The sequence below is a fragment of the Mycetocola sp. Y791 genome (genome assembly GCF_059445325.1).
The window spans coordinates 250,483-267,681 of record NZ_JCAIUC010000001.1 but is presented as its reverse complement, the minus strand read 5'-3'; the positions used below and the strand labels follow the sequence as shown (position 1 = coordinate 267,681).

The 17,199-nt window shown below is 65.1% G+C and carries 16 protein-coding genes and 1 tRNA gene; 6 read left to right on the top strand and 11 right to left on the bottom strand.

Annotated features, from left to right (window positions below; all coding sequences use genetic code 11):
• Positions 1–73 precede the first annotated feature (73 nt).
• The 5 genes from rplA to AC1C2N_RS01375 all read right to left on the bottom strand — a co-directional run bounded on the left by rplA (position 74) and on the right by AC1C2N_RS01375 (position 2,951).
• Positions 74–763, bottom strand: coding sequence for a 50S ribosomal protein L1 (gene rplA, locus AC1C2N_RS01395; RefSeq protein ID WP_108390141.1), 690 nt, complete (start codon positions 761–763; stop codon positions 74–76).
• Positions 764–910: 147 nt separating this feature from the next.
• Entirely contained in the window at positions 911–1,342 is a 432-nt protein-coding gene (gene rplK / locus AC1C2N_RS01390; RefSeq protein WP_108390140.1) for a 50S ribosomal protein L11, read from the bottom strand.
• Between the two features lie 90 nt (positions 1,343–1,432).
• A complete protein-coding gene (nusG, locus tag AC1C2N_RS01385; RefSeq protein ID WP_483405245.1) occupies positions 1,433–2,476 on the bottom strand; it encodes a transcription termination/antitermination protein NusG in 1,044 nt (347 codons plus the stop codon).
• 84 nt (positions 2,477–2,560) lie between these two features.
• Positions 2,561–2,836, bottom strand: coding sequence for a preprotein translocase subunit SecE (gene secE, locus AC1C2N_RS01380; RefSeq protein WP_108390138.1), 276 nt, complete (start codon positions 2,834–2,836; stop codon positions 2,561–2,563).
• A 42-nt stretch (positions 2,837–2,878) separates the two neighbouring features.
• Positions 2,879–2,951, bottom strand: a tRNA-Trp gene (locus AC1C2N_RS01375).
• A 276-nt stretch (positions 2,952–3,227) separates the two neighbouring features.
• Between AC1C2N_RS01375 and AC1C2N_RS01370 the strand changes: the two genes are divergently transcribed.
• From AC1C2N_RS01370 to AC1C2N_RS01355, 4 genes are all read left to right on the top strand, one after another.
• The gene (locus tag AC1C2N_RS01370; RefSeq protein WP_495432568.1) at positions 3,228–4,166 is read left to right on the top strand and encodes a sugar phosphate isomerase/epimerase family protein; all 939 of its coding nucleotides are present in this window, start codon (positions 3,228–3,230) and stop codon (positions 4,164–4,166) included.
• Between the two features lie 9 nt (positions 4,167–4,175).
• Complete coding sequence (locus AC1C2N_RS01365) at positions 4,176–5,138, top strand: 3-hydroxyacyl-CoA dehydrogenase family protein (RefSeq protein ID WP_495432567.1); 963 nt, start codon at positions 4,176–4,178, stop codon at positions 5,136–5,138.
• A gap of 16 nt (positions 5,139–5,154) precedes the next feature.
• Entirely contained in the window at positions 5,155–5,925 is a 771-nt protein-coding gene (locus AC1C2N_RS01360) for an SDR family NAD(P)-dependent oxidoreductase (RefSeq protein WP_483405242.1), read from the top strand.
• A 184-nt stretch (positions 5,926–6,109) separates the two neighbouring features.
• Entirely contained in the window at positions 6,110–7,480 is a 1,371-nt protein-coding gene (locus AC1C2N_RS01355; protein ID WP_483405241.1) for an MFS transporter, read from the top strand.
• A 327-nt stretch (positions 7,481–7,807) separates the two neighbouring features.
• Here AC1C2N_RS01355 and AC1C2N_RS01350 read toward each other — a convergent pair whose 3' ends face one another.
• The 5 genes from AC1C2N_RS01350 to AC1C2N_RS01330 all read right to left on the bottom strand — a co-directional run bounded on the left by AC1C2N_RS01350 (position 7,808) and on the right by AC1C2N_RS01330 (position 12,592).
• Complete coding sequence (locus AC1C2N_RS01350) at positions 7,808–8,527, bottom strand: GntR family transcriptional regulator (protein ID WP_483405240.1); 720 nt, start codon at positions 8,525–8,527, stop codon at positions 7,808–7,810.
• The gene (locus AC1C2N_RS01345) at positions 8,520–9,353 is read right to left on the bottom strand and encodes a triose-phosphate isomerase family protein (protein WP_495432566.1); all 834 of its coding nucleotides are present in this window, start codon (positions 9,351–9,353) and stop codon (positions 8,520–8,522) included. The genes AC1C2N_RS01350 and AC1C2N_RS01345 overlap by 8 nt, the downstream gene beginning before the upstream one ends.
• Positions 9,353–9,811: a ribose-5-phosphate isomerase gene (locus tag AC1C2N_RS01340; protein ID WP_483405238.1), complete on the bottom strand. Its 459-nt coding sequence runs from the start codon at positions 9,809–9,811 to the stop codon at positions 9,353–9,355. The genes AC1C2N_RS01345 and AC1C2N_RS01340 overlap by 1 nt, the downstream gene beginning before the upstream one ends.
• 24 nt (positions 9,812–9,835) lie before the next feature.
• Positions 9,836–11,575: a dihydroxyacetone kinase family protein gene (locus tag AC1C2N_RS01335; protein WP_495432564.1), complete on the bottom strand. Its 1,740-nt coding sequence runs from the start codon at positions 11,573–11,575 to the stop codon at positions 9,836–9,838.
• A gap of 102 nt (positions 11,576–11,677) precedes the next feature.
• Complete coding sequence (locus AC1C2N_RS01330; protein WP_495432563.1) at positions 11,678–12,592, bottom strand: NAD(P)-dependent oxidoreductase; 915 nt, start codon at positions 12,590–12,592, stop codon at positions 11,678–11,680.
• Between the two features lie 159 nt (positions 12,593–12,751).
• Between AC1C2N_RS01330 and AC1C2N_RS01325 the strand changes: the two genes are divergently transcribed.
• Complete coding sequence (locus tag AC1C2N_RS01325) at positions 12,752–14,224, top strand: four-carbon acid sugar kinase family protein (protein WP_495432562.1); 1,473 nt, start codon at positions 12,752–12,754, stop codon at positions 14,222–14,224.
• A gap of 21 nt (positions 14,225–14,245) precedes the next feature.
• Here AC1C2N_RS01325 and AC1C2N_RS01320 read toward each other — a convergent pair whose 3' ends face one another.
• Positions 14,246–15,730 carry a helix-turn-helix domain-containing protein gene (locus AC1C2N_RS01320; RefSeq protein WP_495432561.1) on the bottom strand — a complete coding sequence of 495 codons (1,485 nt, stop codon included), beginning with the start codon at positions 15,728–15,730 and terminating at the stop codon, positions 14,246–14,248.
• Between the two features lie 163 nt (positions 15,731–15,893).
• Between AC1C2N_RS01320 and aceA the strand changes: the two genes are divergently transcribed.
• Positions 15,894–17,195, top strand: a complete 1,302-nt coding sequence (gene aceA / locus AC1C2N_RS01315; protein WP_483405233.1) for an isocitrate lyase — start codon at positions 15,894–15,896, stop codon at positions 17,193–17,195.
• The last annotated feature ends 4 nt before the right edge of the window (positions 17,196–17,199 follow it).

Sequence of the window (17,199 nt, the reverse complement as noted above, 5' to 3'; positions counted from 1 at the left end):
GCACGGCGGAAGCCGCATTGCACGCAAAAAAGGACCCCGCCGAAGCGAGGTCCTTTTTGTGTGTTCCGAGGAACTAGATGGAGTTGATGTCCATCGGGATGCCAGGACCGAAGGTGGTCGAGACGGTTCCCTTGAGGATGTAACGGCCCTTCGAGGAGGACGGCTTGAGGCGGTTGACCTCTTCGAGAGCGGTCGAGATGTTCTCGAACAGCTGCTCGGGCGAGAACGATGCCTTGCCGACGACGAAGTGGACGTTGGAGTGCTTGTCAACGCGGAATTCGATCTTTCCGCCCTTGATGTCGTTGACGGCCTTGGCCACATCGGGGGTGACGGTTCCGGTCTTCGGGTTCGGCATGAGGCCGCGGGGTCCGAGGACCTTTCCGAGACGACCGACCTTGCCCATGAGCTCCGGGGTCGAAACCGCGGAGTCGAAGTTGGTGTAACCAGCGGCCACCTTTTCGATGAGCTCGTCGCCACCGACCTCGTCAGCACCTGCAGCGATTGCTGCTTCTGCTGCAGGGCCCGTTGCGAAGACGATGACGCGGGCGGTCTTACCGGTTCCGTGAGGAAGAATCACGGTACCGCGGACCATCTGGTCTGCCTTGCGGGGGTCGACACCGAGCTTGAGGGCAACCTCAACCGTGGAATCGAACTTGGCCGAACCGGTTTCCTTGGCAAGGTTAACTGCCTCGGCTGCGGTGTAGACCTTGTCAGTGCCGATTTTCTCGGCGGCGGCCCGGTAGGCCTTTGACTTCTGTGCCATGTGAATTTCTCCAATTCGAGAATGTGGTCATTTGCGCCTGGCCGGCGCTGCCACGAATGTTGTGTCGTGAGCCGGCATCAGACGGTGTCTGGCCGACTCGGGTGGGATCCGCCGCCTGTGATGACGGCTGGGTGTCCCGAGGTGTTACTACGCTTCGACGGTGATTCCCATGGAGCGAGCGGTTCCGGCGATGATCTTCGACGCAGCGTCAATGTCGTTTGCGTTGAGGTCGGCCATCTTCTGCTCAGCGATCGAGCGGACCTGCTCCTTGGTGAGCTTCGCAACCTTGACGGTGTGCGGGGTTCCTGAACCCTTTGCAACGCCGGCAGCCTTCTTGATGAGCTCTGCAGCGGGCGGGGTCTTCAGGATGAATGTGAACGAGCGGTCCTCGTACACGGTGATCTCGACCGGGATGACGTTTCCACGCTGGGACTCTGTCTGGGCGTTGTATGCCTTGCAGAATTCCATGATGTTCACGCCGTGCTGACCCAGTGCCGGGCCGATTGGCGGGGCGGGGTTGGCGGCGCCAGCCTTGATCTGAAGCTTAATCAGACCAGTGACCTTCTTCTTCGGAGCCATGTTTCTTCCTTCTTATTGGGTTTCGAGCACCGTCCGTGTGACGGGCGCTCTCCCGCTGGCCCGGTTGGGCCGCGGTGGTTGAGAAAACTTCTAAAGCTTGGTGACCTGGTCGAAGCTGAGCTCGACCGGGGTCTCGCGCTCGAACAGCGATACGAGCACGATGAGCTTGCCGCTCTCCGGCTTGATCTCGCTGATCGAACCGGGAAGGCCAGCGAACGAGCCTTCCTTGATCGTGATGGTCTCGCCGATTTCGAAGTCGACCTCGGCGGGAATCGAGCGAGCCGTCTGGCCGCCCTTCGCTCCGGTGGCCTTCGACTGTGCGGCTTCCTTGACCTCGACGAGGCTCTTCAGCATGTTGAAGGCCTCTTCGAAGCGCAGCGGCGTCGGGTTGTGGGCGTTGCCCACGAATCCGGTGACGCCGGGCGTGTGGCGAACCACAGACCAGGAGTCTTCGTTGAGGTCCATGCGAACGAGCACGTATCCGGGGATGCGCACACGGGTGACCATCTTGCGCTGGCCGTTCTTGATCTCGACGACATCTTCCATCGGAACTTCGACCTGGTAGATGTAGTCGGCGACGTCGAGCGATCCCTTGCGCTGCTCGATGTTCGCCTTGACCTTGCGCTCGAACCCGGCGTAGGAGTGAATGACGAACCATTTGCCCGGCAGGCTCCGCAGTTCCTTGCGGAATGCGTCGTAGGGGTCGGCGTCTTCTGCGTCGGCCTCGTCGCCAGCGGCGGCAGCCTCGACGACATCGGCAACGCCGGCATCCGGCTCCTCGCCGTTGTACGGCGCGACCTCTGGCTCGAATTCTGCTTCTTCTTCGCGCTCGACCTCGATGGAATCTGCGAGAGCGAGAGCAGCGGCTTCAGCCTCTGCAGCCTCGTCGATCTCGAGAGCGTCATCGACGATCGCATCGGCTTCGGGATCTACGGCTTCGGCGAGAGCCTCGACCTCCTCCTCGACGTCAACGATGACATCCGCGGTGTCTTCGATGTGCAGCGCTTCGTGCTCGGCGGGGTTGACAGCCTTCTCTTCGGCCGCGAGCACGTTGCCCTCCTGGGCTTCGTCGTCCTCACTGGACTGCTCAGCGGCAGTCGACCAGTCGACGTCGTCTAGATTTCTCTCCGACACTTAAATCTCTTTCCTTTGGCTCTCGTTTGGCCGGTGCACGGCCACGTTGCGCTGTATGAGGTTCGGATGAACGGATGTCAGCGGCTAGGCCGCCGGAGTACCGAACGTGAAGATCACGACCCAGCTGAACACCTGATCCAGGCCCCAGACAAGCGCCATCATGATCACGACGAACACGAGCACAACACCGGTGTAGCTGAGCAGTTCCTTGCGGGTCGGTGTGACGACCTTCTTGAGCTCAGCGACAACCTGCTTCAGAAACAGGATGATCCCGGCGAAGGGTCCACGCTTTGCGGCACGGTCCTTCTTCGCTGCTGCGACGATTTCCTCGCTCGGTTCGTCGATAACTTTTCGGGCCACCTGGTTACACCTTTCATGTGCCGGGGTGTTAACACCGACGCGCAGGGCGGACAGGACTTGAACCTGCAACCTGCGGTTTTGGAGACCGCTGCTCTACCAATTGAGCCACCGCCCTATGACCGGATACCCGGTCGGGAAGCAAAAACCTGATTCACGATTCTGACCTGCAATCCCCTTCTTACGGCGGTTGCCGAAAAAAGATGAAAATAGGCGCAAAAAAGCTTGGCAGATTTCAACTACCTCCCCAAGTGTACAGGGCGAAATGCTCTCCGCAAACACGAGCACGCCGAGGACAGCAACCTGCCGGGTGTTTACAATCACGACCTCGGCGCGTATGGTTCCTATAGGATATTGGAAGCCGTGATGGCGACCCTGAATGCAATGGAGCACAATGTCGACTGAGAAACCCAAGTACACGGCTGAGACCTGGCCCATCGCCACCTGTCTCCACGCTTTCCCGCCGGTCGATAAGCAAGGCCTCGCCATGCATGACGCCCCGGCCGAGGTGTGGGACGACATGTTCGCACAGGTGGCCGACGTCGGATTCACCCTGGCCGAACTCGCTGACAGCCACGTGCGCCCCGCAGACCTCGAACCATCGAGGCGCGACGAGTTCCTCTCCATCGCGAAATCGCACGGAGTTGGCATCCCCTCGGTGCACCTCCAGCGTCAGAGCGTCATCATGCCGGGCTCTGAAGAGAAGAACCTCGCGTACGCGCACCGCACCATCGACGCGGCAGCCGAATGGGGCATGGAGGTCTTCTCGACCGGCCTGCACCAGCCGTTCAGCGACGCGCAGAAGAAGGCGCTGTGGTTCTGGACAGCGGAGGGCCCGAAGGACCCTGACGACCGCGACGTCTGGGACACCGCCGTCAAGCGCATCCGTGAGCTCGGCGAGCACGCGGCATCCGTTGGTCTTCCGCTCTCCCTCGAGATGTACGAGGACACCTACGTCGGCACCGCGGACAGCGCCGTTCGGTTCGTCGAAGATGTGGGCCTCGACAACGTCGGCATCAACCCCGACGTTGCAAACCTCATCCGCCTGCACCGGCCCGTCGAGGACTGGCGCGAGCTCTTCGCCAAGACGCTCCCCTATGCCAACTATTGGCACGTCAAGAACTACACGCGTGACGAAGCGGCAGACGGAAGCTGGTTCACCTCGGTTCCGTCGACCATGGAAGCGGGTCTCATTAATTACCGCCAGGTCTTCCGGGATGCCATGGCGCTCGGCTACAACGGGATCATCCTCGCCGAGCACTACGGCGGAGACAGCCTCGGCATGTGTGCCACCAACCAGAAGTACATCCGCTCACTTCTTCCGAAGGCCTAGGAGAGAATCATGACCAATCGCATCATCGCCGTCGTCGGCTCCGGATACATGGGTGGGGGAATCGCTCAGGTTCTCGCCCTGTCTGGTGCCCAGGTCCGCATCGCGGATATCTCCGAGGAGATCGCCGTCAAGAACTACGAGCGCCTCATCGAGGAGGCCGCGCAGTTCGTCGCTGACGGGCTGTTCCCCGCCGACGCCGTGGAACGCATCCGCGCCAACGTCTCGCCAGCCGCGTCGATCGAGGAGGCCGTTGCTGACGCCGACTTCATCGAGGAAGCGGTGCCGGAGAAGATCGAGATCAAGCACGCGACGCTCAAGCGCATCAGTGATGCAGCGCGTCCTGACGCGATCATCGGCTCGAACACCTCAACGATCCTGATCGGGTCGCTCGCTGAGGCCGTGACCAATCCGGCCCGGTTCCTCGGCGTTCACTTCTCGAACCCGGCCCCGTTCATCCCTGGCGTTGAACTCATCCCCCACGAGGGAACCGACCCTGCGGCGATCGAGGTCGTCGAAGAAATCGTGAAGGCGACCGGCAAGGAGACGGCGCGGGTCAAGGACGCGACGGGCTTCGTGCTCAACCGCCTGCAGTACGCACTGTTCCACGAGGCGACCCAGCTCGTCGAAGAGGGCGTTGCAACCCCCGAAGACATCGACACGATCGTGCGGACCACGTTCGGCTTCCGCCTTCCGGTCTTCGGACCGTTCGCGATCGCCGACATGGCCGGCCTCGACGTCTACTCGTTCTGCTACGCCTCCCTGCAGACCCGCTGGCCCGAGCGCTTCGCGACCCCGGACTCGCTCAAGGAACTCGTCGACGCAGGCAAGTTCGGCACCAAAACCGGTGCGGGCTACCTCGACGTACCCGCGGAACGCACTGCGGAGCTGATCGCCTACCGCAACAAGGCATACGTCGCCATCAAGAAGCTGATGGATGAGCTCGGCCCTGCCCCCATTCACCCCTCGAACTGACACGATCGGACCGGACATGGCAACACAGTTTCCCGAATCGCGCGCGGTCATCCTCACCGGTGCCGCGTCACCGCGTGGCATCGGCCGCGCATCAGCCCACTATCTGGCCGAGCAGGGCTGGAACATCGGCATCATTGACCTCGACGCGGATGCCGCGGCATCCGTTGCAGCGGAGATTGCGGAACAGCATGGTGTCGTCGCCGCTGGCGCCGGTGCGAATGTTGCCGACGACGCGCAGGTCCGTGCCGCTTTCGACTCGCTCGAGGCTGCGCTGCCCCAGGTCGTCGCGCTCGTGAACCTCGCCGGCGTATCCTCACCGGTGCCGTATCTCGAGGTGACGAACGAGGAGTGGAACCGGGTCCTGGGCATCAACCTGAACGGCGTCCACTTCGCCACACGGCGCGCCGTCGAGTCCATGGTGAAGAACGGCGTCGGCCGGGTCGTCAACCTCTCGTCGGTCTCGGCCCAGCGCGGCGGAGGCACCTTCAGCAAGACGGCGTACTCCGCGGCGAAGGCCGGCGTCATCGGGTTCTCTCGCAGTGTCGCTCGCGAGCTCGGCAAGGACGGGATCACGGTCAACGTCATCTCCCCCGGCCCCATCGACACCGACATCATGGGCGGAACACTCACGGACGAACGCAAGGAAGCCATGGCATCCGACGGCGTTCTCCCGCGCATCGGCACGCCGCGCGACATTGCCGCCGCCATCTCCTACCTCATCAGCGAGGACGCCGGATACGTGACGGGTCAGACCCTGAACGTTGACGGCGGCCTCTACATGCACTGAGGCCGGGATCATGACGGGAGCAACAGGACCCTGGTCCAAAGGCCGCATCCTTTTCCTCGCCCTCGGGATCATTCTCGTTGGAGTGGGAATCTGGTTGCTCGCACCGAGCATCTTCGGCTGAGCACTCCACCGCCCCCGCGTGCCGCGCGCGGGCTACATCGAATAGACCTCAAAGGAGAGCAGTTTGTCCGCGCTAAACCCCACTGCCGGCATTGATCCCAATGCCCACAGCCCGGCGCTCAAGTCGGCGATTTCAAAGGCGGCTCGGCACCTCATGCCGATGCTCGTCATCCTCTACTTCGTTGCGTTCCTCGACCGCACGAACATCGGCTTCGCCGAAGATGCCCTGTCGATGGACCGCGGGATTTCCCAGGGAGCGTTCGCGCTCGGTGCGGGAATCTTCTTCATCGGCTACGCGATCTTCGAGATCCCGAGCAACTTGCTGCTGAAGAAGTTCGGAGCGCGGTTCTGGCTTGCCCGGATCGCGATCACGTGGGGCATCGTCGCCGCGGCGTTCGCCTTCACCACGAACGACACAATGTTCATCATCCTGCGGTTCCTCCTCGGTGTCACCGAGGCCGGGCTGTTCCCCGGTGTCATCATGTTCCTCGCGGAGTGGTTCCCGAACAAGGTCCGCGTGCAGATGTTCGCTATCTTCTACCTGGCACAGCCGTTCTCCCAGATGCTCGGGGCACCGCTCAGCGGCGGCCTGATCAGCTTCGGTGACACCCTGACGCCGTGGCACGGCTGGCAGGTGATGTTCTTCGTCGAGGGCATGTTGGCGGTTGTCGCCGGTATTGCCGCGCTCTTCTTCCTTGTGAATAGTCCGCAAAAGGCGAAGTTCCTCAACCAGGAGGAGAAGGATGCCTTAACCGAGGTCATGGCGAAGGAAGACGCTGTACGCACCGAAGACGGCCCCTCCGGCATCTGGCGCGCGATGTCGAACTGGAAGGTCTGGTACTTCACCCTTATTTACTTCTGCCTCCAGATCGCGGTTTACGGCACCACGTTCTACCTCCCGCAGCAGGTCTCCGGACTGATCGGTCAGGATGTCGGTTGGCAGGTTGGTCTTGTCTCGGCTATCCCGTGGCTGGTCGGTCTGTTCGCCTGCTACCTCGTGGGCAAGAATGCGTCGACCATCAGGTTCCGTCGCAATTGGGGCACGCTGTTCTACATCTTCACCGGTCTCTCGATCTTCGGCTCTGCCTGGGCTGGCGCGAACAACCTGCCGGTCGTTGGCATCCTGTTCATCACACTTGCGGTCGCCAGCTTCCTCTCGGTTGGTCCGATCACCTGGTCGTACCCGACGGCGTTCCTCACCGGAACGGCGGCGGCCGCCGGAATCGGCCTGATCAACTCGCTGGGTAACCTCGGTGGATTCGTCGCACCCATTATGCGTACGAGCTTCAACGAGACCGCACCCACCGAGAGTGGAATCTGGGGCATCGTCTCGCTCGGTGTGTTCGCGTTCCTCGCGGCCGCGATGATGTACTGCACCCGGTTCTTCAAGGCGCGTGCTGATGCGCTCCTCGAAGAGGCTCCTCCGGGACACTAGCTGTCACGGTGAACCGGGTCGGGTCCTCAAGGACCCGGCCCGGTTTTCGTTGGGTGGGTGGTCGCTCGAGTCGCCGCTCGAGCCGGTGCCGCGGCGCCGGGAGGAAATACCGGGGGTCCACCGCCGGTAGCGGCGCCGACCCCCTGATCCGCCGCCCGAAACAACACCCCTTGCTGCGAATCGCTCGCCCCCGCCGCCGGCTGGCCGCGAGCCGCCGCTCGAGCCGGTGGCGCGGCGCCGGGAGGAAATACCGGGGGTCCACCGCCGGTAGCGGCGCCGATCCCGTGATCCGCCGCCCGAAACAACACCCCTCAGGGCGAAGGAGAGTCAGCGCGTGTGCGCGTCCGACCGCGACCGCGACCGCACCTTCTCGATGTGGTCACGCATGGCCCCGGCGACAGCGTCCGGGTCGCCGGTGCGGAACGCCTCGATGATGTGCGTGTGCTCGTTGACGGCATCCTCGGCGTCGGTGACGCCGCTCAGCACCGTTTGGCGCATGCGGTGCACCCTCGTCGAGATGACCTCGGACATGTCGATGAGGAACTGGTTGTTCGTGCCCTCGAAAATGAGGTGGTGGAAGTTCCAGTCGACCGCGAAATACTCACGCAGCAAAGCCACCGAGAGGGCGCCACCCTGGGCCGCCGCACGCACGCGCTCGGTCACCTTCCGGTGCTCCTCGAGCGCTGCCTCGAGCAGAGGAACCAGTTCGTCCGAATGACGTGCCGCGAGCGCCGCGGCACCGCCCTCGAGCACGATCCGGGTATCGAAGAGCGACTCGAGCTGTCCGTCGGTGATCTGCGGAGCGACCCGGTAGCCCTTGAGCGGCTCCCTCGTCACGAGCCCCGTGCGCTCCAGCTGGACGAGTGCCTCGCGCACCGGAGTGGGCGACACATTGAGGTCACGGGCGATCGCGTCGATCGAGAGTCGGGTGCCTGGAGCGACGGACTGGCTGACGAGCATGTCAAGCACGAGGTCATAGACACGGTCCCTGAGCCCTTTGCGCTCAATCACCCCCGCCTGTCCGAGCGGGTAGGTGGATTCAGGCATTGGCTCTCCTCGACGTTCCGTTCTCGAGAGTACCAGCGCCGTGGGGTGCCTTCGCGGCGTCCGCTGCTTCGTCGAGGATGACACGCACGGCATCGGGGTCGTGAGCGAACCGTCCGAGGAACAGGCCATCGACGCTGTCGGCGATGTGTCCGAGGAGGCCGGGGCCTGCGCTGCCGCCGTAGATCACTACCGACCCTGGGAAGTCGGCGAGCGAACTGACGTACTCGCGCAGCGCGGAGCAGACCGTGCGGATGTAGTCAGCCGACGCCGGTTCCGGCGCACCGATCGCCCAGTGCGGCTCGTACGCAACGATGACCCGGCCGTGGTGGCCAGCCGTGCGGCTGGGTTCAAGGGCCGACGCGATCTGGGCCGTGCAGTCAGCGATGGCGTCCTCCGCGGTCGAGCGCACGGTTTCGCCGATACAGAGCACGGGATCGAGCCCGTTGCGCAACGCCGCATCGGTTTTCGCCGCGACAACCTCGGCTGTTTCGCCAAACAGACGCCGCCGCTCGGCGTGCCCCACCTCCACCACGCGGCAACCCAGTTCGGCGATCTCAGCCCCGCTCACCTCTCCGGTATACGCGCCGCTGTCCTCGGTGCTGAGGTCTTGCGCGCCGACCAGCGCAACAGCCCCGAGCGCATCGATGGCGGCAGGAACCGAGAGGAAGGTCGGGATGACGAAGAGCTCGACGGTGCCGTCGGCGATCGCCGGATTGTCCCCGGCGATCGCGGCGACGTCGCGGCACCAGGCCACGGTGCGAGCGTGACTGAAGTACATTTTGTGGCTCACCCCGATCAGGAATCGAGGTGAGCCGGCCGGCGGCATCAGACGCCTTCGTAGCTGCGGATCTCCTGCACCTTGTCGTTGGAGGCGCTCGACTCGTCGAAGGTATAGGTCAGCCACTCGCGCACGAGGCGTCGAGCGAGTTCGAGTCCGACGACGCGCTGGCCCATGCACAGCACCTGCGCGTTGTTCGAGAGCACGGCGCGCTCAACGGAGTATGGGTCGTGGGCCGTGACGGCGCGCACTCCGGGGACCTTGTTCGCCGCAATGGCGACGCCGAGTCCGGTTCCGCACACCAGGAGGGCGCGGTCGGCCTCGCCTCGAGCTACCATTTCGGCTGCCGCTATCGCGATCGTCGGATAGTTGGTGTGGCCATCGGCGTTCACGCCAACGTCGGTGACGGATGCCACGAGGTCGCTGCCCTCGAGGTCGGCTTTCAGCCGTTCCTTGTACTCGAATCCTGCGTCGTCAGAGCCGACGACGATACGAAGTGCGCTCATGTTGTGCTCCTGTTCGTGGGTAAATCAGAGAACGGATGCCGTGGGCAGGACACCCTGCACCACCGCCGCGATCATCGCGAGTGAAACCGCACCGGGATCCGCGACCCCGAGCGCCTTGTCACCGTGCGATCGGGCGCGGCCCATCCCCGGCATCATGTCGGTGGTGCCGTCCGCTGCGTCCTGTGCGGCAGTTGCCGCGGCCGACCATGCGGCGGCAAGACTATCGCCGGAACCAATACGTTGGCTGAGCGTCTCGGCGAAAGGCACGAGCGCGTCGACCATGGTCTTGTCGCCAACCTTCGCCTTACCGAAATCCATGACGGCATTACTGGCGCCGACGAGTCCATCGGCAACGGCGTTCGCCGTGACCGGTGCCGTGTTACCGAGCCGCTCGCCGACGGTGCGGAGGATGACCGCCCAAATCGCGCCGGAGGTACCACCGGCCCGGTTCGACCACTCATCCGCCGCCGAAGCGAGCACACTCTGGGCGCCGGCCCCGTTCGAGTGCGCGGAGCGGGCAGCGGCGAGCGCGGCGTGTGAGCCGCGCTTCATCCCGATACCGTGGTCGCCGTCCCCGGCGATCGCGTCGATGCGGCCGAGCTCTTCGGCGTTCGCGTCGATGACCGAGACGATCGCCTCGAGCGCGGTGACAACCACCGCAGCAGCACGTCTGGACTCGTCGCTCGCGTCGGGGATGACCTCCTCGGCAACCGAGTCGTCGATCTCGTCCCGTTCAACCTGCGCAGTACTGTCGACAGAACCCGTGCGGAACGCGGGGGTGTCGGCAGGGGCGCGCCACAGGGTCTCGAGCTCGTCGTCGAGCCAGAGCAGGGTGAGCGAGACACCGGCCATGTCGAAACTGGTGCAGAACTCGCCGACGTGCGGATCGACGATCACTGCACCGGCATCCTCCAGCAACGTGGCGATGCGGTCGAAAACGACGTAGAGCTCCTCGTTCTTCACCGAGCCGAGACCGTTGAGGATGGGAACCACCCGCGCACCCGACACGGTAACACCCTCGGGAATCTCAGCGGGGTCGAGGAGGCGCTCGACGAAGAGTTCCGCGAGGCCGTCTGCGCTGGGGATGTCGACCTCGTCGATGCCAGGCTCACCGTGAATGCCGAGACCGATGGCCATCCGTCCCTCCGGCACCGTGAACAGCGGCTCGGCGGCTCCAGGCAGCGTGCACCCGGTAAAGGCGACACCCATCGTGCGTGTGCGATCGTTCGCGAGGATGGCGGCTCGCTCGACGCCATCCATGTCGTACCCGGCCGCGGCAGCGGCGCCGGCGGCCTTGAACACCGTGAGGTCCCCTGCGATCCCCCGGCGCTTCTCCTGCTCGCCCGCTGGTGCGCTGAAGATGTCGTCCGTCACCGTCACGGTCCTGCAGTCGATGCCGTCGGCACGGAGCTTGTCCTGCGCTTCGGTGAAGTGGAGAACGTCGCCGGCGTAGTTGCCGTAGCTCAGCAGGACGCCCCTGCCCTGTTCGCTCGCGCGAGCGACCGATTCGACCTGCCGCGCGGACGGCGATGCGAACAGGTTTCCCATAGCGGCCCCGTGTGCCAGACCGTGACCGACCAGGCCGCCGAACGCCGGGTAATGACCTGACCCGCCGCCGATCACGAGGGACACCGTCGGTTCTTCCGAGCGGGTCGAGCGGGTGACCCCTCCTGACACCCGGCGGACCCATCGCGCGTTGGCGCGAGCGAATCCATCGGTCATTTCGTCTGCAAAGTTCTCGGGTTCGTTCCAGAGCCTGGTCATGTGTCTTCCTCGACGTTGAGTGTGTGGTTCGACTAATCCTATAGGATATTTCCAGCCGTGTCGATGGGTCTCAGCTACGCGACTGGCCGACGAAACCGACCGTCATTCGGTCCGATCGGGTGCGACGACCCGGATCACCGCGGAATCATCGGCGGCACCGAGACCCTGCGCCTGGCCAAGCAGGAACAGCTGTTCGGCTGCCGCAGCGACCGGTGCCGGCAGCCCGGCGGCACGCGTTGCCGCGCCGACAATGCCCAGGTCCTTGACGAAAATATCGAGCCTGCTCAACACCTCCGCGCCATCCTCGTCGTACGCTTCCAGCATCCGCGGTCCGCGATTCGAGAGCATGAAGGATCCGGCCGCGCCCGCCTCGAGGGCCGCCAGGGCCTTGCCCGGATCGAGACCAAGCGCGTCAGCGAGGGCGAGCGCCTCAGCCGCAGCCGCGATGTGGACACCGCACAACAACTGGTTGACGGTCTTCATCGCCTGCCCGTCGCCCGGCTTGTCGCCCACCACCGTGAGCGTCGACGCGAGCAGGTCGAGGACCGGACGAGCGCGCTCGAGCGCCCGGGGTGACGCCCCGACGACAATGAGCAAATCGCCCTGCCCTGCCCGAACCGGACCACCGGACAGCGGCGCATCGACAAGCTCGACCCCACGCTCGGCGAGCCGATCGACGGTCGCCGGAATGGCATCCGCCCCGATCGTGCTGGTGAGGATCACGATGCTTCCGGACCGAAGCACCTCGGCGACGCCATCGGGCCCGAAGAGGGCGCTGTCAAGCTGCTCGCCGTTTCTCACCGCGATCAGCACGATATCCGCGCCGCGCGCAGCGTCAGGTGCCGAGTCGAAACAGGTCACGCCCCGCTCAGCGGCGAGCGCCATCCGTGCCGGATCGAAGTCGAAGGCCCGCACTGACAGGCCGCTGGCGAGTCGCGTCGCCATCGGCAGCCCCATGGCCCCGAGACCGAGAATGGCCACGGTGTCAGGGGCGGATGCCTGGGGTGTCGTCGTCATGCGGATCTCCTGTCAGCGCCGTTGCGGGTCACACCCGCGGTGGATGTGTCCGACATCTTATATATTTGGCGCTGTCACCCGGAACGGACCGTGGCGGTTCCGGAGCGGCAGTGGAGCCACAGCGCCGGGTCGACCGGCAGTATCAACGGGGAGCAGCAGATGAGCGACACACCGAACGCGCCGGCGGGCCGCACGATGCAGGAACTCTCGACGGGACTCCCCGCGCCGCTGACCATCCCTGACGCACGTCGGAGGATTCGCGAGGCCAACGAGTCAGGCAACCGCTGGGTGATCGTGCTCGACGACGACCCGACCGGAAGCCAGACCGTTCACGACACCCCGGTGCTGACCAGCTGGGACGCCGATGACCTCGAGTGGGCGTTCGACCAGCCAGGCCACGGGTTCTTCATCCTCACCAACTCCCGCGGGTTCAACGACGACGAAGCCCGCGAACGGGTATCAGAGGTCGCCAGAGCGGTCGAGCGGGAAGCCAGGAGGCGAGGCGCTGAGATCGCGCTGATCGCACGCGGCGATTCCACCCTCCGTGGGCACTACCCGCTCGAGACAGACGTGCTCATCGAGCAGGCGGCAGCCACGGGGACGCCGTTCAACGCTCTCCTCCTCGCTCCTGCCTATTTCCCGGCGGGACGGGTAACCGTGGGAGACGTGCACTACGTCGGCACCGGGAACACGTTCGTTCCGGTCGGACTCTCGAACTACGCGAAGGATGCCACGTTCGGCTTTTCGGCATCGACCCTTCCCGAGTACATCGAGGAAAAGACGGGTGGTGCAATCGCGGCGACGGATGTGATCAGCATCGGTCTCGAGGACATCCGTGAGGGCGGCCCCGAGCGGGTGCGCGACATTCTCCTGGGCTGCACCAACGCCCAGCCGGTCGCGGTCAACCTGCTCGATGAAGCTGACCTCGACGTCGTCGTGCTCGGGCTGTTGCTGGCAGAAGAACAGGGAGCCAGGGTCCTGACCCGCTGCGGGCCGTCGTTCCCGGGAGCGAGGCTCGGCATCGCCGCCCGCGAGCCGCTCACCCACGACGAGATCTTCGCCGGGGGCGAGCGTCCTGGCCACGGACTCGTCGTTGTCGGGTCGCACGTCGAGCTCACCACCCGCCAGGTCGCGCACCTGCAGTCCGAGGTCACCGACATCGAGACAGTTGTCCTCGACGTGCCGCGACTGCTCGACCCGGAAGGCACCGGCCCCGAACTCGCGCGGGTCGCTGAGGCGCTGATCTCGGCGCTCGGCCGCACAGACGTCGTCCTCGCCTCGAGTCGCGAACAGATCACCGGCGACTCCGGTCATTCCAGCCTCGTGATCGCGCAGACGGTCTCCGCGGTGCTCGTCGCACTCACGGAAGTCGCCGTCAGTGATGCGACGCCAGCGTGGGTGATCGCCAAGGGCGGCATCACGTCGAGCGATGTTGCCACGGGCGGTCTGAAGATCCGACGGGCAATAGTGGCCGGCCAGCTGTTCCCCGGCATCGTCTCAGTCTGGCTGCACGTCGGGGAGGACAACCCGGCCCTGAGTGGGCTTCCTTACGTCGTCTTCGCCGGCAATGTTGGTGCGGACGAGACCCTGGCTGAGGCCGTCAAGATCCTCCGCGGCAACGCTCGCGCCTGACGCACGGGCGCGGCCGGGCGGTTACGCCGGTGCGTGCGCCTCGAGGAAGCGGTAGACCTCCACCTGGTCGACGCCCGGAAACGTCCCCGTCGGCAACGCCGCGAGCAGACTCGTCGGCGTCCGTGCCGCAGGCCAGGACTGGTGTTCCCACTTCTCGGCGAGCTCGCTCGGTGCGCTCTTGCAGCAGCTCTCGTCCGGGCAGCTGGACCGCGACCGGTTGGCCGTCTCTCGCCCACGGAACCACTTCACGTGCTCAAACGGCACCCCGACGGTCACCGAGTAATCGCCCTCCTTGGCCTTCTCGATCCGCGACGTGCACCAGTACGTGCCGTTCGGGTTGTCCGTGTACTGGTACCAGGGGCTGAACCGGTCTTCAGCAGCGAAGACGGTGAACGCCGTCCACTTGCGACAGACGGTCGTCCCCTCGACCGCGCCGAGGGCATCCGTCGGGTGCTTCACACCGTCGTTGGAATACGCCTTCACGATCGTGCCCGATTCGTGGACCTTGGTGAAGTGCACGGGGATGCCGAGGCGTGCGGTGGCGAGGTTGGTGAAGCGGTGCGCCGCGGTCTCGTAGGAGACGGCGAACGCGTCGCGGAGATCCTCCATCGAAATCCGGCGGAAGTTCTTCGCCTCGGTGAGGAACCGGACGGCATCCGACTCCGGCAGCAGGATCGCCGCCGTGAGGTAGTTGGTCTCGACCCGCTGTCGGAGGAAGTCGGCGTAGCTCGTCGGCTCCAGGTGTCCGAGCACGTGGCTGGCGAAGGCCTGCACAACGGGCGAGCGCGAGTCGCGGGATGCCGACTGCGACGTGGGCAGGTAGATCCGGCCGTTGCGTGAATCGGTCACCGACCGGGTCGAGTGCGGCAGGTCACCGACGTAGTGCAGCGTGAACCCCAGGTGGTTGGCCATGTCCCCGACGAGCTGCTGCGATACGGGGCCGCCGGTGTGCCCGACGGCGGCGAGCAGCTGCTTCGCCTGCGCCTCGAGCTCGGGAAAGTAGTTGTCTTTCGCCCGCATCGTCGCCCGCAGCGAGGCGTTCGCCCGCCGGGCCTCCTCCGGGGTCGCCGCCCGTTCGCGGTGCAGCCGCTCGACCTCGGTGGCGAGCGCCAGGATCGTGCGCAGCGTGTCGTCGCTGTGCCCCTTCGACACCCGGATCGGGTCGATGCCGAGCGCGGAGAAGACCGGGCCGCGCTGGGCACGTTCGAGCGCCATCTCGAGGGCCGCCCGCTCGCTCGGGGCCTCATCGCGCAGAAGATCGTCGGTAGTTGTGCCGAGGGCCGTCGCGATCTGGCGCAGCATCGAGAGCCTCGGCTCCCGCTTGCCGTTCTCGATCGTCGACACCTGGGACGGAGCGCGGTCGATCGCCGCCCCGAGCTGCTCGAGCGTCATTCCGCGGGCAACGCGCAGCGAACGGATGCGACGCCCCAGCAGGAGGGCGTCGACGGTTCCCGCGTCGGACTCGGGAGTGGCGAGAATTCGTGGGTCAGCTGCGGTGCTGGTCATGGTGCCATCGTCGCATTCGGCGGTCCTTCCGACAACCAGAAGAATCGTGCTTTTTCTACGGACTTTCCGGGTCGGGCACCGCGTGGCGCACACAGACTCTCTGTACGACCTCCGAACCACGGCTCTTCGAAGCCGGTTCGGCCCCCGACGAAGGAGCACAACGATGAGCACCGACAACACCCGCCCAGGCGACCAGGTCCAGACCGCGGCCGAACTGCAGCTCGAGTGGGACGCCAACCCCCGCTGGGAAGGTGTCCGGCGTGACTACACGGCCGCCGAGGTCGTCGCGCTTCGGGGCAGTGTCCGTGAGGACGCAACCCTCGCCCGTCGCGGTGCCGAGAACCTGTGGAACCTCATCCACTCCGAAGAGTGGGTCCCCGCACTCGGTGCTCTCACCGGCAACCAGGCGGTGCAGCAGGTTCGTGCCGGCCTCAAGGCCATCTACCTCTCCGGCTGGCAGGTCGCCGCAGACGCGAACCTCTCCGGCCAGACCTACCCGGACCAGTCGCTCTACCCGGCCAACTCGGTGCCGAGCGTCGTCCGCCGCATCAACAACGCCCTGCTCCGCGCTGACCAGATTGAGTTCGCCGAGACCGGAACCACCACGGTGGACTGGCTCGCCCCGATCGTCGCCGACGCCGAGGCCGGATTCGGCGGACCGCTCAACGCTTACGAACTGATGGCATCCATGATCTCGGCCGGAGCGGCTGGCGTGCACTGGGAAGACCAGCTCGCGAGCGAGAAGAAGTGCGGGCACATGGGCGGCAAGGTCCTCATTCCGACCAGCCAGCACATCCGCACCCTCAACGCTGCCCGGCTCGCCGCCGACGTTGCCGGCGTGCCGAGCGTCATCATCGCCCGCACCGACGCCCTCGCGGCGACGCTGCTGACGAGCGACGTCGACGAGCGCGACCGCCCCTTCCTCACCGGAACCCGCACCGCCGAAGGCTTCTACGAGGTCAACAACGGCATCGACACCGTCATCTCCCGTGGCCTCGCCTACGCCGAGTACGCCGACCTGCTCTGGGTCGAGTCGGCGGAGCCGGACCTCGAGCTCGCCCGCCGGTTCGCCGAGCGCATCCACCAGGACTTCCCCGGCAAGAAACTCGCCTACAACTGCTCGCCGTCGTTTAACTGGAAATCCCACCTCGACGACGCGCAGATCGCGACGTTCCAGAAGGAACTCGCCGCCATGGGCTACGCCTTCCAGTTCATCACGCTGGCTGGCTTCCACGCGCTGAACCATTCGATGTTCACGCTCGCTCAGGACTACAAGAACCGCGCCATGAGCGCATATGTCGAACTGCAGGAGGCCGAATTCGCCTCGGAGGCAGACGGCTACACCGCGACGAAGCACCAGCGCGAAGTGGGCACAGGCTACTTCGACCGGATCGCAACGGCCCTGAACCCCACGAGCGCCACCCTCGCGCTCGTCGGCTCGACCGAAGAAGACCAGTTCCACTAACCAT